The organism is Sutterella sp., from assembly GCF_030539355.1.
Taxonomy (GTDB): Bacteria; Pseudomonadota; Gammaproteobacteria; order Burkholderiales; family Burkholderiaceae_F; genus Sutterella.
Window position 1 is genome coordinate 26,314 of record NZ_JAUNSF010000015.1, and the last position, 17,760, is coordinate 44,073.

A 17,760-nucleotide genomic window follows, 5' to 3' on the forward strand; every position below is an offset into this window, starting at 1 on the left:
ATCCCGCCCGTGTACCCCAGGAGAGCTGGATGCACGGACGGGAAAGCAGACACAGAGGAGAAAACCTCAGGCTTCAGGTCACTTGCCGGCGGCGATCGCGATGCCGGTCAGGCGGCCGAAGGTGAAGATGTCGGCGATGGCGTTGCCGCCGAGACGGTTGCTGCCGTGGATGCCGCCGGTGATCTCACCGACCGCGTGGAGGCCCGGAATCACCTTGCCGTGACGGTCGATCACCTGCGTGTCCTTGTTGATGACCGCGCCGCCCATGGTGTGGTGCACGGACATGCCGGCGAAGCCCGCCCAGAAGGGCGCCTTCTCGATGCGGCGGAGGTTGCGCGGCTTCTTGCCGCCCGGATCCTTGCCGGCGTCGCAGCCCTTGTTGTATTCCTCGACGGTCTTGACGAGGTTGGCCGGGTCAATGCCCGCCTTCTTCGCAAGTTCCTCGAGCGTGTCGGCGCGCCAGGCGTCGCCCGTCTCGAGCGCGCGGTGGTTGTCCTTCTGATGGCCCTTGTTGTTGAGGCTCTGGCCGTAGTCGTCCTGGATGCAGAAGGCGGTCTGCTTCGGCAGCGAAAGGATCGCGTCACGCATCTGGTCGCGGCGGGAGTCCTCGGCAATGAAGCGCTTGCCGTCATAGCCGACCATGATCATGTTCTGCGGCCACGAGAACATGTTGACGCGCAGCTTGCGGCCCGGAGGGCAGCCGGGGTTGCACTGGATGTGGTCCATGCCGGTGACCTCGGCGCCGATGTCCTGCATCATCACGAGCACTTCGCCCGTGGAGGTGCCCTCGACGTTCGTCGTCGTGAGGTTGTACATGCGCGGGTCGTGGAGCGAGCGCATCTCGCGGTTCGCGCCGAAGCCGCCGGCGCAGGCCACGACGGCCTTGGTGGCACGGATGAAGATGTGCTTGCCGGCGCGGTCGACGTACTCGACGCCGATCACACGGCCGGCGAGGGGCTCCTCGCGGATGATGTCAACGACGCGGGCGTTCGTGACGATCTCGGTGCCCTGCTTCTTCGCCTCGGTCGAGAGCACGCGGATGTAGTCGCTGCCCTTGCTCGCCTCGGTGGCGTGGGAGCGCGGCCAGAGCGCGCCGTAGACCTGGAGGATCTTCGGCTGGAATCGGACGCCCTTCTTCTCGAGCCACTCAAGGGTCTCGTAGGAGTTGTAGGTGAGAGTGCGCACGAGCTCGGGGTTGGCGCGGTAGTCGCCGCCCTTCAGCGTCTGCTCGGCGTGCAGCTCGGGGCTGTCCTCAATGCCCTGCTCCTTCTGGGCCGGGTCGGACGTGTTGAAGGCGCCCGTGGCGACGGCGGTGTTGCCGCCGATGAAGGCCATCTTCTCAAGGATGATGATGTCCTTGATGCCGTGCTCAGCCGCGGAGACGGCCGTCGCGAGACCGGCGCCGCCCGCGCCGATCACCACCATCTCAACGGTCTTGTCCCACTTGGCGACCTTCTGCGCGGTCGCGTTGGCAACGGCGGGGATCGCGGTGATCGCGGCCGCGGCCGTGGTGCCGACGGAACCCGCGAGGAAACGGCGTCTGTTGAGCGTCATGATTGTTTCTCCTTTTCATGAATGTTCCTTCGGGCCGGCGTCTGAAGCGCCGGTCGATGGGGATCATTCTCGAATCAGGAAGAATTTTGAGCAATATTCGATGGTTACAGTTCCGTCTAGTCCTTTGGTGACATACCGGGGGCGGGGCTCATCCGCCCGAGTCACCGGGGCGGCGGAGGGGCTGGAACGCTCTCCGTCGGGAAATGCCCGGCCGCTGGTTGATGCGGTGCCGCCTCCGGGAGGAGTAAACATAGTTATCCCTCCAGTATCGACTGTGTCCCCGGCTCCATTAAAATAATTCAAATCCCTCCCTTGCCCGGCGGCACACCTATGAAAGGGCTCCGTTCAGCCGGAACCTTCCCGACAACCCGCCGGCATCAGCGGACCTGAGCCGATTCCTGTGTAAACTGAAAATTTCCCCGACCTTCCCCACTCACCTCCTTCACCGCCACTCTCATTCCTCTCATTTTGTTACATATTCAAACATTCATTCCCTCCATCCCGATCTCCAATGTCTACAGACCGTTCCGTTCCATCAGATACTTTGATTTCCTATGAAAATCGATTTATCCGGACGGTTTACAGATTTCAGGAACATCCTGAAACGTCATTCCCCCGTTCCGGCTCGATAGAATTGCAGCGCCTTTCCTCGGAACCGCCCGACCCACCTGACAGATGCCTGCATCACCCTCTGACACCGTCCTTTCCGGACGGAGGCTGTGCGCAGGAACGCTCACGAAGCTTCCCGGCATCCGCCCCGGCGGACCGCTCTTCCGGATGAGGCGCTGAAAAGATGAATCTCCCTCCCACAGGCATGCTGACATTCATTCTGCGAGATAAATTTCTCCCCCTCCCCGATGAGAGCGGATCTGCGGCAGCTGTGACGATCAGGCCTTCGCTCTTGAACGAGGTCCGGGCAGCCCATGGAACTGCCCGACAACCACTCCCTCTCAGAGGCAGTCCGCGGTGCGCCTGCCGCACCCGGCGCCCGGACCTCGTCCCGTGCTTTTCCTCCCGAGGCTGTCACGATGTCACTAAATTCCCACCGCAGAGGCCGCAGCGCCCAGGTCCCGCGGCAAGCGGAACCGCACCCGGTCGGTTGCCCGGCAGTCACAGACGGCACCCCTTTTTCACGCTGATCCCTCCCCGGTGCTCCGTCGGGAGGACGAGGACCGCCGTTGAGATGAACCCGCATCAAGCCGTGCCGGAACGGTCCCTGAGCCTCTCACAGCACCCGCCGCTACAGCGAGACGATAGATGTCAGCAGCCGCCCTCGCATGACGCATTCTCGGGCATCGCATAAAAATCCCTTTGTATACAAGCTGTTATTTCAATTCTGCAAACCTTATCGGAACAGAAAAATGTAAATATAAAATACAGCGTTGACTTCCAATCCAATATACCGCACCCAGTCTGGAATGTCTTTTGTGCGATACTTTACAGAACTTTACAGATTCTCATTCAGCGTGCGCGCGGGATACTGTAAACAGCATCATTTCGACAGAATCGGGCACAAATCCGATCCGCACGGGAAAACGGATTTGTAACAGTGTTGCGCATAATGCCCCTGAGTCTTTAAAATGCGTCACAACGCACAGCAAACGGAATATCCACCCATGACTCCCCCTCCCAAGAAACTGCCCCGTGCCCGGAGCGCCCTCGGCCGCCCCGTTCTCCCGGTCGTTCCCTGCCGGGCCGGGTATCCCGCACATCTCCACCGCGGCGTGACGCTTCACCCTCGATGGCCGGACGGAACATTTGACCTTCCGCCCCCGGAGTCGGCGTTCTCACGATGATTCCTCCGCGTCCGGCATCCCCGGACGGACTGACGATTCCGTAAAGAACACATTCTCCCCCTGCAGCACACCTGCAGTTCTCCCCGGCCAGCCAAAGGCCCGCCGAATGCTCCCCCGGGACATCCCGCAGGCCCTGATTTAAATCCCTCGCCCGCCATGTCCGAGCAAACCCAGGCAGTGAAACGCGACGCCGCGCAGACGCTCAGTCTGCGCACTTTCCTGCTCACGCTCTTCGTGCCCGTGATCGTGCTGCTCACGATCGCGATCGGTTTGCTCGTCCATATCAACCTTGACATCGGCAGCCACTCCGAGGAGCTCGGCCGCGAGGCCGTTCAGCGCATCCTCACGGCCCAGCGCAACTACGCGAACCTCGAGAACCTGCGCTTCTCGCTCAACACGTTCGCCACGACGCCGAGTCTCTCGCGGGCCCGCGAGTCCTACCTCGCCGCGACGGCGCTTCTTTCGGAATCCTCGATCGGCCTCGTTGAGGAGGAGATGAAGGAACGCCATCAGTTCCTCAATCAACTCGGTGAGGCCTGGCAGGACCGGATCAGGATCAGCGCGGGCCACGACGACGTCTACAACCGCTGGAAGCTCTACCTCGGACTCGGCCTCATGATTCATCAGCTCGCCGAGAGCACCTCGAGCGACTTTCCCGTGGAGTTCACGGACAATGACCGCCACGTCGTCATCGACGCCGACGTGAAGGGGCTGCGCGAGCACACCGAGCGTCTCCACGTCATCCTCATGCCGCTCTGCCCGGACGCGGGCACCAGCCCGCGGCTCACCGAGGTGTGCGGCAAGTTTCAGGCCGCGCACACCGAGCTGATCGAGCACATCAACCGTCTCGACGCCGCGAAGGCAGCCTTCGCCGCGAGCATCGACGAGCTCAACCGCAGCCGCGCCGAGATCGCGCGCACCTTCGAGGTCATCGAGACCCGGGAACTGCTCGACGACGTGAACTTCATCACCGAGCTCGCCGAACGCACGGGCCCCGTCTTCTATCTCTTCTTCGCGGCCGTCTTCATGATGGTGGCGATCTGCCTGCTCGGCTTCCTGATGATCCTGAAGCCACTCACTCAGATCTCGAAGGCGATCGCGGACTTCCGCCTGAGCCAGAAGGTCCCGGAGAAGCGCATCTCCGTGCCGCTCGTCGAGTTCAACGAGCTCTCGGGCTGGATCTGGACGCTCTTTCGCAAGTTCACCGAGGACCATGAGCAAAGCGTGGAGCTCTCTTCGGACTGCCGCAGACTCCTTCACGTTGCGTCGCTCGACGCCCTCACGGGCATCGCGAACCGCCGCGCGCTCGACGAGGCCACGGCCCGCACGCCGCGCGCACCCGCAGGGTTCGGCGTGCTGATGCTCGACCTCGACCGCTTCAAGCTCATCAACGACTCGAAGGGGCACATCTTCGGCGACCGCGTGCTGCGCTCGCTCGCCATGGTCGTGGAGCACAACCTGCCGCCCCGCTGCCGCGTCTATCGCTACGGCGGCGAGGAATTCGTCGTGCTCTGCCCGGACGTGACCCCGACCACGCTCGATCTGATCGCCGAGTCGCTTCTCTGCGCGGTCCGCACGATCTCCCGCGGGACGGGCCTGCGCGCGGACGGTCCCGTGACGGATCCGCTCACCGTGTCGATCGGCTGCTCAAGCATTCCCGCCGAGGACGACGCGAAGCCCATCCCGGCGCTCATCGACGAGGCGGACCGCGCGCTCTACCGCGCCAAGCGCAACGGCCGCGACCGCGTCGAGCACTTCAGCGACATCGCGGACCCGGAGGATCCCGGGGAGCCGCCCGCGCCGCCGGACGCATCGAACGCCCCCACGGAGGCGCCGCGCCTGAGACGCATCCCTCTGCTCTGAAGTGTCTCTTTCCGTATACACCCTGAGTCCCCGGAATCACACAGAGACAAAGCACCCCCTGAGGAAAAGTATTTAGGAAACGACAAGCTACTGTTGAGACTATAATTTTCTGAGCATCACGGCCGCAGTCCGGCATGCCCGCATCCCTCCCGGGAGCCGCACCCCGTCAGATCTGACAGAACCCTCTGACCCCAAGAACCCTTTTCGGAGCAAGCAATGCGCCGTCCTCTCATCCTCGTCACCATCGCCGCCCTGTGCGCCGTCACCGCAGGCTGGTTTCTCCTCGGAACCGGCGCGGACGCCGACGCGCCCGTCGTGATCGCGGTCGAAGCCGACTACGAGCCCTTCGCCTGGGTGGAGAACGGAGAGCTCACGGGCTTTGACGTCGACGTGTCGCGCGCGATCTGCTCGGAGCTCGAACGGCCCTGCGAAATCCGCCCGATGAGCTTCCAGGAGCTTCTGCCCGGACTCAAGACAGGCGACGTCTCGATCGTCGTCGCCGGGCTCGGGTCGTCGCCGGAGCGCCAGGCCGACTACGCGTTCTCCGACGTCTACTACCGCTCGAGGAGCTTCTTCATCACCCGCGTCGCCGAGTTCACGCGGATCACCCCGGCCATGGCGCCCGAGCTTGTGATCGGCGCACAGAAGGGGTCGCTGCAGTTCGACGAGATGACGCGCTCCTATGCACCGAAGGGCGCGAAGGTTCTCGCCTACGAGACCTACGACGACATGAGCGACGCGATCCTCGAGGGCGAGGTGAACGCGCTCTTCGTCGACGGCCTGCCCGGCTACGACATCCTGAGGAGCCCCGAGGGACGCTCGCTCATGATCGGCGGCTGGTGCGACGACCTCCCGCCCGAGCTCACCGAAGCGAGGATCGCGGTCGCGCGCCGCAACGCGAAACAGCTCCTCGGACCGATCAACGAGGCCATTCTGGAGCTCAAGGAAAGCGGCGCCTACGAAAAACTCGCTCGCAAGTACTTCTCCTTCCTCAGCTACTGACACCCAGGGCACCCGCACAACAAGGATCCCCGCCGACAGAGAAAACATTCACTCCCCGAAGAACTCCCCGAAATGAAGGAAATCCCGACTGACGTCCTCTCGCTCTGCCGCCGCTACGGCTTCAGCGCCGAGGGCTACCAGAACACCAGCGCAGACGATGAAACGGCCGAGCTCCTCGCGAGCCGGCCGCTCTTCGCTGATGCGCTGCGTGTCGCCCGGGACAACCTTCCCACCCCCGGCAAGGGCGCGGACAAGGCGGAGCCTGAAGAGAACGGGAGGGGATCATGATCATCCTGGTCAAAGGCCTGCGCGCCGGCGCCGGCGCGAGCCTCACCGCCGCGTCGATCGCCTGGAGGCTCTCGCTCACGCGCCCGAAGGTGCTCGCGCTCTCGGCGCACTCGTCCGCCGCGCCGCTTGAGCTCTACTTCAACCTGCCGCTGCCGCAGCCGGAGGGCTGGTTCGCCGCAGCCGCGGCCTGGGCCGCGGACGGAAAGGAGCGGCCGCTGCTCACGAACCTCTGGCGCTCGACCGATTCGCTCCATGTGCTCCCCGCCGGGGAGGCCTCGGAGGGACCGTCGGTGAGCCACTCGATCCGCATCCTGCGCGAGGCGGCGATGGAGGACTTCACGGACATCGTGATCGACGGCGGCCCGGCGGGCGTCAATCCGGCGGCGACCCTCGTCTTCGCGGAGATCGCGGACCTCACCGTCACCGTCGCGGAGCCCGACGCCGGGTGCCTGATGCGGCTCGCCCGCCACGTGCCCGCGCCGCGCGAATTCATCGTGCTCAACCGCGTCCGCCCCGAGAGCCCGTCGATGCAGGAGGTCTCGCGCTTCCTCGCATCGCTGCCGCAGATCGAGGGCCGCATCGCACCGGTGATGATCCCCTTTGACGACCTCGCGCTCGAGGCTTCGCTCGTGAAGCAGCCCGTGGTGCAGGCGATCCCCGGCGCCGCGAGCGCCCGCGCGCTCTCCGCGCTCGCCGGCTGGGTGACGGTGAAGGTGATACCCCGCGCCGGAGGGACGGTTGAATGACGCTCTCCGACCGCTTTCCCGCCTTCGCCGGATGGTACCGGGACGTGCAGCGTCTCGCGGATACCGCCTCGTCGCGCCTGAGTTTCCTCGTGAACCTCGTCGCGCTCACACTCGCCTGGGCATTCCTTCCGCTTGAGCGCCCGGCCTGGGACGCCGTGCGCCGTGACGCGCGCGACTGGTTCCCGCAGGTCGACTTCTCCCGCATCCGCCCGCTCGATCCGGTGCGCATCGTGCTGCAGAGCGCGTTCCTCCTCGTCTTCCGCGCCGGCACGGGGTTCGTGCGTCATGCCGCAGAGCCCGAGTTCGCCTCGAACATCGTGAGGGGCATCTCCTCCCGGGTGAGGAACTTCGTGACGCAGCTCTGGGAAGGCTCGCAGTCGCGGCTCCACGACCTCCTCGAGCACGTCTCGGGGCGGCTCGCCGCGATTCCGGCCGTGCAGCGCCGCACGGGCGTGCCGGGGAGCACGAAGCCCTTCACGATGATGGAGAAGCTCGTCCTCACGGTGCTCCTCGCGCTCGCCCTCACCCTCTACACGCTCTGCGTGACGCAGCCCTTCTCGATCGGCAACCAGACCGTGTTCCTCACGCTCACGATCTCGATCGCGCTCTTCTTCCGACGGATCCGCACGCACCTCTCGCTCCTCATCCTCATCACGCTCTCGATCCTCGTCTCGACGCGCTACCTCTGGTGGCGCTACTCGGAGACCCTCAACTTCGACACCCCTGCCGGGGCCTTCTTCTCGCTCACGCTCGTCGCGGCGGAGACTTATGCGTGGGTGGTGATGCTCCTCGGCGACTTCCAGGTCTTCTGGGTGCTCGAGCGCCGTCCGGTGCCGTGCCCGGCGGACCGCTCCACGTGGCCGCACGTCGACATCTTCATCCCGAGCTACAACGAGCCGCTCGAGGTCGTGCGCCCGACGGTCAACGCCGCGCTCGCCATGGACTGGCCGCGCGAGAAGCTCCACGTCTGGATCCTCGACGACGGCAGCCGCGACGAGTTCCGCGACTGGGCCGCAGGGGCGGGCGCCGGCTACATCCGCCGCGAGAAGCACAACCACGCGAAGGCGGGCAACATCAACCACGCGCTCACGAAGGTCTCCGGCGACTTCGTGGCGATCTTCGACTGCGACCACGTGCCGGTGCGCTCGTTCCTGCAGATGACCGTGGGCTGGATGCTGCGCGACCCGAAGATCGCGCTCGTGCAGACGCCGCACCACTTCTATTCCGAGGATCCGTTCGAGCGCAACCTCGGCCTCGAGGTGGGCGAGCCCGAGGAGAACGCCCTCTTCCACGACTTCATCCAGAAGGGCAACGACGCCTGGAACGCAACGATGTTCTGCGGCTCATGCGCGGTGATGCGCCGCAAGGCGCTCGACGAAGTCGGCGGCATCGCCATCGAGACCGTCACCGAGGACGCGCACACGTCCCTGAAGCTCAACCGCCGCGGCTGGAGCTCGGCCTTCATCGGCATCCCGCTCGCCGCCGGTCTCTCGACCGAGACGCTCTCGGGCCACGTCGGTCAGCGCATCCGCTGGGCGCGCGGCATGATCCAGATCTTCCGCCTCGACAACCCGGTCTTCGGGCGCGGGCTCTCGTTCGGGCAGCGCATGTGCTTCCTGAACGCGATGATCCACTTCCTGCACGGCCTGCCGCGCCTCATCTTCCTCCTCGCGCCGCTCCCCTACCTGCTCTTCGGCATCTACGTGATCCAGGCCGACGCGGCGTCGATCTTCGCCTTCGTCTTCCCGCACCTCGTGCACTCGACGATCACGACGGGCGTGATCCAGCGCGGCTACCGCACGCCCTTCCTCGCGACCGTCTACGAGGCGATCCTCTCGTGGTACATCCTGCTGCCGACGACCGTCGCGCTCTTCGCGCCCAAGCACGGCAAGTTCAACGTCACCGCCAAGGGCGGCATGGTCGAGAAGCGCTACATCGACTGGGCGATCTCGAAGCCCTATCTGTTCCTCATTGCGCTCAATCTCCTCGGCCTCGCGCTCGCGGTGAAGAGCACCTTCTTCTCGGCCGGGACGCCCGAGTACCTGTCGCTCGCGATCAACGGCGGCTGGACCTTCTACAACCTCGTCATCCTCGGGGCCACGATCGCCGTGGCGATCGAGACCGTGCAGGAGCGCCGCTTCCCGCGCGTGAGGACGCAGCTGCCCGCGATGATCCTCGGCACCGACGGCCGCTCCTGGGCGGCGACCCTCACGGACTTCTCGCAGCAGGGCGCGAGCGTGAAGCTCGACGAATCCGCCGCCGGCGTCTTCATGAGGAACGACCGCCTGCGCCTCGTCCTCTCGAAGGACGGCATCAGCCACACCTTCCCGGTCATCGTGCGCCGCGCCGCCGGCGCGGGGCTCGGCCTCGAGCTCCTCGAGATGACGCCCGCGGAGGAGCGGCGCTTCACCGAATGCACCTTCGCCCGCGCCGACGCGTGGGCCGACCCCAAGCCGCCCGAGCGGAGCTTCTGGCAGAGCATCGTGCTGCTGCTGCGCTTCTCGCTCCTCGGCTACCAGGGCATGTACGATCATCTGCCGCGGACCACGAAGGTCGTCGTCGGCTTCATCGCCTCCTGCATCCGCTCGGTCTCGGACCTGATTCCGAGGCCGCCCGGAAGGCTCGGTGCCCCGCTGAGCATCGTCCCCGGGAGGAAAATATGACACGATTACAACAAGAATGATCTGAGAAGAAAAGTGAAAGGTTTTTGTAGAGAGTCCGTCTGTCCGGCCCGGAGCGCGCTGAGGGAGAAATTGCTCGGCGCCCTGCTCGCGCTCGGCCTCGCCTCGACTGGGATTGAGGCAGCCCCGGCCGCGACAGCCCCCGTCACGCCCGCCGAAAATGCCGCCGCCCCGGCCGAACCGCAGGGGCCGGCCTTCATGCGCCTTGACGAGGCGCTGCTCGCGCCGCCCGTCCTGCGCGAGGAGGCGCTGCCGCCCGTGATGACCTTCACGCCCATCTCGAGGCTCGCCCTCGGCGGCCCCGCCGACTCGATGCGCTTCACGGGCGTCTTCACCACGCGCAGCTTCCGGCTCGTGATGCGCCGCGACGAGATCATCACGCGCGCCGAGCTCAAGCTCGTCTGGACGCCTTCGCCGTCGCTGCTCCCGATCCGCTCGCAGGTCCTCGTGAGGCTGAACGGCCAGCTCGCCGAAGCGATCCCCATCACGAAGGAGGGCCTCGGCAAGCAGAACACCTCGACGGTCGTGCTCGACCCGAAGAAATTGAAGGATGACAACTCGATCGAGATCGAGTTCGTCGGCGAGTACGCGCACGTCTGCGCGACGCCCACCTCGCCCACGCTCTGGCTTGCGGTCGACAACTCCTCGACCCTCACGCTCGCGCACCAGAAGATCCGCGTGGCCGACGAGCTCGGGCTGCTGCCCGCGCCCTTCATCGACCCGGCCGACCTGGCGCAGGTGGTCGTGCCCGTGGCGCTCCCCGAGAACCCCGACGGACCGATGCTCTCCGCGGCGGCCGTCGTCACCTCTTGGCTCGGCGCGCTCGCCGACTGGCGCGGCTCGCGCTTCCCCGTGAAGATCAACGCCCAGCCCCCGGAGGGGCACTTCGTCGTCTTCATGACGAAGGACTCGCGCCCTGAGTTCCTGAAGGACTGGCCCGAGCCGAAGGGACCGGAGATCGCGCTCGCCGACGCCCCGTACTCGCCGTGGGCGAAAATGCTCGTCATCTCGGGGCGCACCACGGAGGAGCTCATCACCGCGGCGCAGTCGCTCGCCACCGCCCGCGCGGTGCTCTCCGGTCCCCGCGCGCTCGTCACGCGCGCCGCGGAGATCCTGCCGCGCGAGCCCTGGGACGCGCCGAAGTGGATCGACACGACGCGGCCCACCAAGTTCTCCGAGCTCGTCGAGTACCCGGGGCAGCTCACGAGCCGCGGCGTGCAGCCCTGGCCCGTGCGGCTCAACTTCCGGCTCCCGCCCGACCTCTTCGTGATGACGCGCTCGAGCGTCCCGGTTGATCTCCACTACCGCACGACGAAGCCCGAGGAGAACGTCCCGGCGGAGCTCCGCTTCCGCGTGAACGGCGCCATCGCCGACACGATCCCGATCACGTCGGTCGAGCCCGTGCGCGCGATCGAACGCATCCCCGTCGTCGAGTCGATCGCCGAACTCTTCCGCTCGCTCAACGCCCCGACGCTCTTCTTCGACGCCGTGAACACGCTTGAGTTCGACTACGCGCTCGGCCTCTCGATCCAGGGCGGCAACGAGGAGAACTGCCGCACGGTGACGCTGCTCGAGGCGCAGCTCGACATCGACCCGCGCTCGGAGATTGACTTCACGGGCTTCTATCACTTCGCCGAGCTCCCGGACCTGAGGCTCTTCACGCGCTCGGGCTTCCCGTTCTCAAAGATGGCGGACCTCTCGGAGACCGTCCTCGCGATGTCCGCGGCCCCCTCCGCCACCGAGATCGAGACGATGCTCGGAGCGGTCGGGCGCATCTCGGCCAACACGGGCGCCGCGGCCTTGAAGGCGAACGTGATTCTCGCCCCCGATTCCGCCGCGCTCGCCGACCGCGACATCCTCGTCACCGGGCCCCTGCCCGAGTCCGTCGCCGCGGCCTCGACCGACGCGGTGCCGGGCGTCCTCACCGAGGACGTGACCCGCAGGCTCGTGACGAACCGCGCCGGCCTCAACGATGATCAGGCGAGCCCTGAGCGGCGCGCCGCATCCCGCGTCACTGACTTCCGTGCCCGCGGCCCGATCGCCGCGATCGTCGGGTTCGAGAGCCCGGTCACGCCGGGCCGCTCCGTCGTGGCGCTCCTCGGCAACAACGACGAGGGCCTCGTGCGCCTCTCCGAGTCGATCTCCGACCCCGCGAGGCTCATGGACGCCTCGGGCGCGGTGACGCTCCTCGGTGAAAACGGTCTGCAGAACTATCACACGGCCCCCACCTACTACGTGGGCAGCCTCCCCTGGCACCAGAGAGTCTGGCACGCGATGCTCGAGCATCCGGTTCTCCTCATTCTCTGCGCCATCCTCTGCGCGATCCTGATCGGCTGCGTGGTCTACGCGCTCATGCACATCCGCATCCGCTCGAGACTCGCCGCCCCCGCCGCGGGAGGGAAGAAATGATGCTGAAGACCAGGCTTCTCCCCCTCCTCCTCTCAGGTCTCCTCGCGGCCGGCCCCGCGCTTGCCGCCGGGAGCGCTCCGGCCGCTGAAGCTTCCCGGACGGAGTCCGCCGCGGAACACGCAGCGCATGCCGCCCCCGGCGCGACGCCGCACTTCCACGAGTCGTGCTTCTCGTGCCGCGCGATCTGGGACGAGTTCGCGCTCTCCGCGATGGACCCGTCGGGCCGCATCATCGACGCCTCCTCGCCCGAGATGGCGAGCACCTCGGAGGGGCAGTCCTACGCGCTCTTCCTCTCGCTCGCCGCGGGCGACAAGGAGCGGTTCGCGCGCATCCTCGCCTGGACCGAGGCGAACCTCTGCGCGGGCGACTGCACGAGAACGCTCCCCGCCTGGCGCTGGGGAAGGATCACCGAGACCGATCCCAAGACCAAGGAGACGACCGAGCGCTGGGACGTGATCGACGGCAACAACGCCGTTGACGCGGACCTCTGGATCGCCTACTCGCTCCTCGAGGCCGGCCGCCTCTGGGAGGACGCGGCCTACACGGAGAAGGGCCGGGCGATGGCGCGGCTCCTTCTCGGGCAGACCGCCGAAGTGCGCGGCATCGGGCGCCTGATTGCCCCCGGCGCCGTCGGTTTCCGGAATGACAAACTTCTGCGGCAGAACCCGAGCTACCTCCCTGTCTTTGTGCTGAGGCGGCTCGAAGCCGAGGACCCGGCCTGGAAGCACGTCACGGCGACCGCCGTGCGCGTGATCGTGAGGAGCTCGCGCGCCGGCCTCTCGCCCGACTGGGCGGACGTCGACGGCCACGGCCGCATCGTGCCCGTGAACCTCGCCGCAGGCAGCTGGGACGCCGTGCGCGTCTACCTCTGGGCAGGCATGATCTCGCCCGCGGACCCCGACCACCGCACGATCCGCGCGGCGCTCGACCCCATGGTGCAGATCACTGTGACCAGGCGCCTGCCGCCGGCGGCCGTCGAGGGCGAACGCTTCTCCGTGACCGATCCGGGTCCCGACGCCTTCGCCGCGGCGCTGCTCCCCTGGCTCAGCCGCTCGAGAACGGGCGCCTTCGCGCGGACGCTGCTCGAGTACCAGCCGCTCGGCAGCGACACCTACTACCGCAGCATGCTCACGCTCTTCGGCCTCGGCTTTGACCGCGGCTGCTTCGCGTTCGATGCCGCGGGCGAACTCATCTTCCCGCGCGCGGAGCTCTGAAGACCATGACGAGATCCGCCCGCCTCCTCCCGCTCCCCCCTGAACACCGGCAGCCCCTCAGGCTGACGGCGCTCGCGTGCGCGCTCTCCGTGATCACGGCGATCACGGCGGGAGAGGCGGCGGCTGCGCTCTCGGAGACCTCGTTCCACGCCGTGCCTCGCGCCGTGGCACCCCGCCCCTGGCTCACGGACCAGGCGGCACGCGCAAGATCAATCGGCCGCATCGACATCGAGCGCGATGCCCTGCGGCGCATGCTCCTCATGCGCCCGCACGACCCGGGCCTCAGGCTCGAGGCCGTGCGCCTCGAGCTCGCCGACCCGGCCGCGGACCCGGACCGCATCGCCGAGCTCGTCGCCACGGTGTGCGCGATCAGCAAGGACGAGCACTGCCGCCAGGCGCGCGCCGCGGTGGCGCTCGCCACCGGCCCCATGGCCGAGAAGATCTCGCAGGCGAGGATGCTCTTCCTCGCCGGCCAGACCGAGGCCGCGGTGAAGATCTTCGAGGAGGCCTTCGCCGGAACCGGCGGACGCCCGCCCGAGGACGCCACGGGGCTCGAGTACTGGACGATGGTGCTCGCGCTCCCCGCGCGCGAGGCCGAGGCCCGGCGCGAAATGGAGGCGCTCATCGCCCGCGCGGCCGACTCGGGCGCGACGCTCCTCGCCGAGCGCGGCCGCTCGATCCTCGACCGGCACAACTTCGAGCGCATGGTCGAGGACGCGGTCGCAGGCATCAATCAGAACAGATCCCGCGCGAAGTCCGCCACGGGCCTCAGGCGTGCGCTCGAGCTCGCCCCGGACGATCCGCGGGCGGACTACTGGCGCAGGTCCCTGAACGGCGCGCTCTTCTGGCTCGGCGTCGACCGCGGCGACGAACTTCTCGCCCGCGGGCGCTACGCCGCCGCGGCGCGCGCCTACCGCGAGGCCGCGCCGTACCGGCCGGGCCTGCCCTACGCGCACCTCGGGCTCGCGAACGTCGCCCGCGCGCAGCAGCGCTGGGACGAGGTGCGCTCGCACCTCCGTGCGGCGCTCTCCGCCTGCGGAGACGCCTCCGCGGCCGAGCGCCGCCGTGTCGCACGTCTCCTCGCGGAACTTCCCGCCGACATCGCCATGGCCCGGGCCGAATCGTTCTCGCGCGACGCCGGCCGCGCCGCTTCAGCGGGCGACGCCGCCCGCGAGGCCGAATACATGGAGCGCGCCTTCGCGATCCGCGCACCCACGCCCTGGGAGGTCTATTCGCTCGCTGACGCGCACCTGCGCGCCGGAGACACGGAGAAGGCCCTTGAGACCTGGGAGCGCTGGGCGCCGAAGGCGGGAACGCTCTCGGCCGAGGAAGCCGCCGACTGGGACTGGCCGCACGCGCTCTTCCTCTCGAACGCCGGACGCACGAGGGAGGCCGCCGAGATCGCAGGCCGCCACAGCGGCGCCGCCGCGCGCACCGACGGCTGGACCGCGCTCGGGAGCGAGCTCTCGTCCGCCGAGCGCCTCGCCGACCTTGCTCGCTCGCTTGAGGAAGGCTTCACACTCGAGCGTGCCGACGCGCTCGCTGCAGAGGGCGATGTCGCGGCCGCCGCGGACACGCTCGCCTCGATTCAGCCCACGGAAGGTTGGCTTGTCGCCAAACTCGCCCGCTGGCAGGAGGCCGCGGGATGCCGCACCGAGGCCGTGCGCCTGTGGCAGTCGCTCGAATCCGACCCGGACCTCGGGCGCGAGGCGCGCATGAACACGATCCGCCTGATGATGGCGGGCACTCCGGCGGAGCGCGATGCCGCGCTCGCGCGGCTTGACGCCCTCATGAACGAGCAGGAGCTTGATGAACTCACCCCGGCCGGTCTCGTCACGCTCGCCGATCTTCTTTCCGAGGCCGGCCGCATGGACGCAGCGCGTCCGCTCTATGCCCGCGCGGGCGAGGCTTTCGAGCGCGAGGACCGCTCCGCGTGGCTCGTGCTCGGCGCCCCGGCCGACGCGGCTGCTCAGGACGGCGCCCTCTCCTCGCGCACCGAGGAGAACGCGATGGCGCTCAGGACCGCGGCCATGGCGCTCGAGAAGAGCGACCCGCAGCGCGCGCTCTCGCTCTACCGCCTCGCCTTCGTGAGCGCGGGGCTCCTCCCGATGGAGGAGAAGGACTCGACCGAGGCCTTCACGCGCGCGACGAGAACGAAGGACGATGACAACGAGGCCGGCTGGCTCACGGTGTCCTTGAAATCGCGCGCCGCGGAGCTGCAGCTCGCGCAGACGCCCGTCGTGACGACGGGCCTCAGAGTCACGCGCGACTCGGGCACCTCGGGCTACTCCGACCTCTCGACCTTCACCTGGATGAAGGAACTGAGGATGCCCGCGCTCGAGGGCGAATTCACGCTGCGCGCCGACACCGCGTACTGGAACGTCGGAGACCTCACGCTCAACACGCCGTGGACCACGGCCGTCGGCACCTGCTGGGCCGCGGGCTGCACCGATCCCGGCATCGGGCACGACCTCGGCGAATCCGTCGCCGTCGCCTGGAGAAACGACCGCTTCGCCTTCGACATCGGCACGACTCCGATGGGGTTCCGCGAGACGAACGTCACGGGCTCGGCCGCATGGAGCTGGCAGACCGGCACCTCGGGCTGGACCGTGATTGCCTACCGGCGCCCGAAGACCTCGTCGCTCCTCTCCTACGGGGGACTGCGCGACCCCGGCACGGGCTGGACCTGGGGCGGCGTGATGCGCACGGGCGGGCGCCTCTCGTGGTCGCACGACGAGGGCGGCGCGAACGGCTTCTGGGCCTTCGTCTCGTACGAAAAGCTCGACGGCAAGAACGTCGCCGACAACCATGCCGTGCAGGCGATGGCGGGCTGGTACCGCCGGCTCGTGGATCTGCCGAACCGCGAGACGACCGCGGGACTCTCGGTGATGTACTGGGGGTTCGGGAAGGACCTGTCGGACTACTATTATGGTCAGGGCGGATACTTCTCGCCCGAGCGGTATTTCTCGGCGGGGCTTTCCCTCTCCGACGCACGCCGCACCGACGACTGGTCGTGGATACTCGAGGGGCGTCTCGGTGTCTCGCACTCGACGTCGCCCGAGCGTGACCGTTATCCGCTGCGCGCGGGAATGCCCGCGATCCAGGACCTTTATGCGCGCGACGCCGCGGAAAGCTCGACCGGCATCGGGCTCACGCTGCGCGGCGCCTTTGAACACCGCCTCAGCCGCCGCGTCGTCGTGGGCGGCGAGGCCGAGTACCAGCACGCCGACGGGTACGTGCCCCTCGTGGCCACGCTCTGGCTGCGCTGGTACCTTGATGACTGGGCCGGGGACCTTCCGCTCCCGCCGGTCGCACCGATTCCTTACTCTGAGTGGTGAACGCAGATGCAGAATGTCAAACGGTTTCTTGAGAGCTTCTCCGGAGCCGGAGCCGACGAACTCGGCGCGGCGAGGGATCTCGTGGCGCTCGCCCGTGAAAGCGGACAGCTCTCCGCCATCCGCGCCTGCGTTCCGTCGAACGCGACCTAGGTCGAGTACTTCTTCGGCGACTTTGCCTCGCAGAAGTACCACGTCTCAAAGGGACTCAAGGCACTCTTCGGGCTCGGGCCGACCGAGCTCTTCGACGGCGCAAAGGAGTTCGGGGGGCGCATCACGCATCCCGATGACATCCGCTTCCGCGAGTTCTTCCGCAGGCTCATGTGCTCGGGCGCCGCTCAGGCTCCCTCCTGGTACCGGCTGAAGTTCGGCGACATCACGAAGTGGATGTGCATCCGGTGCGCGAATGTGCGCCTCCGCAGTTCCAGAGATCACATGGTCTGCGGCAGCGTCGAGATGCTCACGGACCGCACGATCCTGCTCGAGCTCCTGCCCTCGACCGACAACGGCGAGGAACTCGCCGCCGTGACGAGGATGCTCTTTGCCTCACCGCAGGGCGCCTGGCCCGCGGTGATCCGCCTCGTTGACCAGCCCGACAGCGTGCAGGGTCTGCTCGCGAACCTCGTGGCGAACAGGCTTCTTACCACCTCGCTCCCCACGCCCGTGCTCGCGGCGTGCGCCGGCGGCCCCGGCACGGTGGTCTGTCTGATCGACCCGGGTCCCGAGCGCGACAAGACGATCGCCAAGCAGGACCTCGAGACGCAGCTGATCGCCGACTTCCGTCACATCGGGCTCGACCTGAGGGACTTCACTCCCCCCGAGATCTTCCCGGGGAGCCGCACCGCCGAGAGCGTCAAGCGCCGTGCGCTCGA

The 17,760-nt window shown here is 67.4% G+C and carries 12 protein-coding genes; 10 read left to right on the plus strand and 2 right to left on the minus strand.

Annotated features, from left to right (window positions below; genetic code table 11):
- Positions 1 to 78: 78 nt before the first annotated feature.
- On the minus strand, positions 79 to 1,554 hold the full coding sequence (locus Q4F91_RS04360; RefSeq protein WP_303334913.1) for a flavocytochrome c: 1,476 nt from the start codon (positions 1,552 to 1,554) through the stop codon (positions 79 to 81).
- A 1,973-nt stretch (positions 1,555 to 3,527) separates the two neighbouring features.
- Here Q4F91_RS04360 and Q4F91_RS04365 point away from each other — a divergent pair.
- From Q4F91_RS04365 to Q4F91_RS04405, 9 genes are all read left to right on the plus strand, one after another.
- Entirely contained in the window at positions 3,528 to 5,213 is a 1,686-nt protein-coding gene (locus Q4F91_RS04365) for a diguanylate cyclase (protein ID WP_303334915.1), read from the plus strand.
- Positions 5,214 to 5,429: 216 nt separating this feature from the next.
- Positions 5,430 to 6,215 carry an ABC transporter substrate-binding protein gene (locus Q4F91_RS04370; protein ID WP_303334917.1) on the plus strand — a complete coding sequence of 262 codons (786 nt, stop codon included), beginning with the start codon at positions 5,430 to 5,432 and terminating at the stop codon, positions 6,213 to 6,215.
- A 72-nt stretch (positions 6,216 to 6,287) separates the two neighbouring features.
- Entirely contained in the window at positions 6,288 to 6,503 is a 216-nt protein-coding gene (locus tag Q4F91_RS04375; protein ID WP_303334919.1) for a hypothetical protein, read from the plus strand.
- The gene (locus Q4F91_RS04380) at positions 6,500 to 7,249 is read left to right on the plus strand and encodes a cellulose synthase operon protein YhjQ/BcsQ (RefSeq protein ID WP_303334921.1); all 750 of its coding nucleotides are present in this window, start codon (positions 6,500 to 6,502) and stop codon (positions 7,247 to 7,249) included. Before Q4F91_RS04375 ends, Q4F91_RS04380 begins: the two co-directional genes overlap by 4 nt.
- Entirely contained in the window at positions 7,246 to 9,912 is a 2,667-nt protein-coding gene (gene bcsA / locus Q4F91_RS04385; RefSeq protein WP_303334923.1) for a UDP-forming cellulose synthase catalytic subunit, read from the plus strand. The genes Q4F91_RS04380 and bcsA overlap by 4 nt, the downstream gene beginning before the upstream one ends.
- Positions 9,913 to 10,002: 90 nt before the next feature.
- On the plus strand, positions 10,003 to 12,339 hold the full coding sequence (bcsB, locus tag Q4F91_RS04390; protein WP_303334924.1) for a cellulose biosynthesis cyclic di-GMP-binding regulatory protein BcsB: 2,337 nt from the start codon (positions 10,003 to 10,005) through the stop codon (positions 12,337 to 12,339).
- The gene (gene bcsZ, locus Q4F91_RS04395; protein ID WP_303334926.1) at positions 12,336 to 13,553 is read left to right on the plus strand and encodes a cellulose synthase complex periplasmic endoglucanase BcsZ; all 1,218 of its coding nucleotides are present in this window, start codon (positions 12,336 to 12,338) and stop codon (positions 13,551 to 13,553) included. Before bcsB ends, bcsZ begins: the two co-directional genes overlap by 4 nt.
- Before the next feature lie 5 nt (positions 13,554 to 13,558).
- The gene (locus Q4F91_RS04400) at positions 13,559 to 16,891 is read left to right on the plus strand and encodes a cellulose synthase subunit BcsC-related outer membrane protein (RefSeq protein WP_303334929.1); all 3,333 of its coding nucleotides are present in this window, start codon (positions 13,559 to 13,561) and stop codon (positions 16,889 to 16,891) included.
- A 6-nt stretch (positions 16,892 to 16,897) separates the two neighbouring features.
- Positions 16,898 to 17,041, plus strand: a complete 144-nt coding sequence (locus Q4F91_RS04405) for a hypothetical protein (RefSeq protein WP_303334931.1) — start codon at positions 16,898 to 16,900, stop codon at positions 17,039 to 17,041.
- On the opposite strand, the gene Q4F91_RS04410 is transcribed toward Q4F91_RS04405, so the two are convergent.
- Positions 17,038 to 17,163 (minus strand): hypothetical protein, encoded by a 126-nt coding sequence (locus Q4F91_RS04410; RefSeq protein ID WP_303334933.1) that lies wholly within the window; start codon positions 17,161 to 17,163, stop codon positions 17,038 to 17,040. The two genes, Q4F91_RS04405 and Q4F91_RS04410, sit on opposite strands and share 4 nt — an antisense overlap.
- Positions 17,164 to 17,209: 46 nt before the next feature.
- Here Q4F91_RS04410 and Q4F91_RS04415 point away from each other — a divergent pair.
- On the plus strand, positions 17,210 to 17,760 hold a 551-nt coding region (locus Q4F91_RS04415; RefSeq protein ID WP_303334935.1), incomplete at its 3' end, for a hypothetical protein.

Bases quoted from the DNA above. Each gene is read 5' to 3' on its own strand.
- Q4F91_RS04360 (WP_303334913.1), bottom strand. From the start codon at position 1,554: ATGACGCTCAACAGACGCCGTTTCCTCGCGGGTTCCGTCGGCACCACG.
- Q4F91_RS04370 (WP_303334917.1), top strand. From the start codon at position 5,430: ATGCGCCGTCCTCTCATCCTCGTCACCATCGCCGCCCTGTGCGCCGTC.
- Q4F91_RS04375 (WP_303334919.1), top strand. From the start codon at position 6,288: ATGAAGGAAATCCCGACTGACGTCCTCTCGCTCTGCCGCCGCTACGGC.
- Q4F91_RS04380 (WP_303334921.1), top strand. From the start codon at position 6,500: ATGATCATCCTGGTCAAAGGCCTGCGCGCCGGCGCCGGCGCGAGCCTC.
- bcsA (WP_303334923.1), top strand. From the start codon at position 7,246: ATGACGCTCTCCGACCGCTTTCCCGCCTTCGCCGGATGGTACCGGGAC.
- bcsZ (WP_303334926.1), top strand. From the start codon at position 12,336: ATGATGCTGAAGACCAGGCTTCTCCCCCTCCTCCTCTCAGGTCTCCTC.
- Q4F91_RS04400 (WP_303334929.1), top strand. From the start codon at position 13,559: ATGACGAGATCCGCCCGCCTCCTCCCGCTCCCCCCTGAACACCGGCAG.
- Q4F91_RS04405 (WP_303334931.1), top strand. From the start codon at position 16,898: ATGCAGAATGTCAAACGGTTTCTTGAGAGCTTCTCCGGAGCCGGAGCC.
- Q4F91_RS04410 (WP_303334933.1), bottom strand. From the start codon at position 17,163: ATGCGCCCCCCGAACTCCTTTGCGCCGTCGAAGAGCTCGGTCGGCCCG.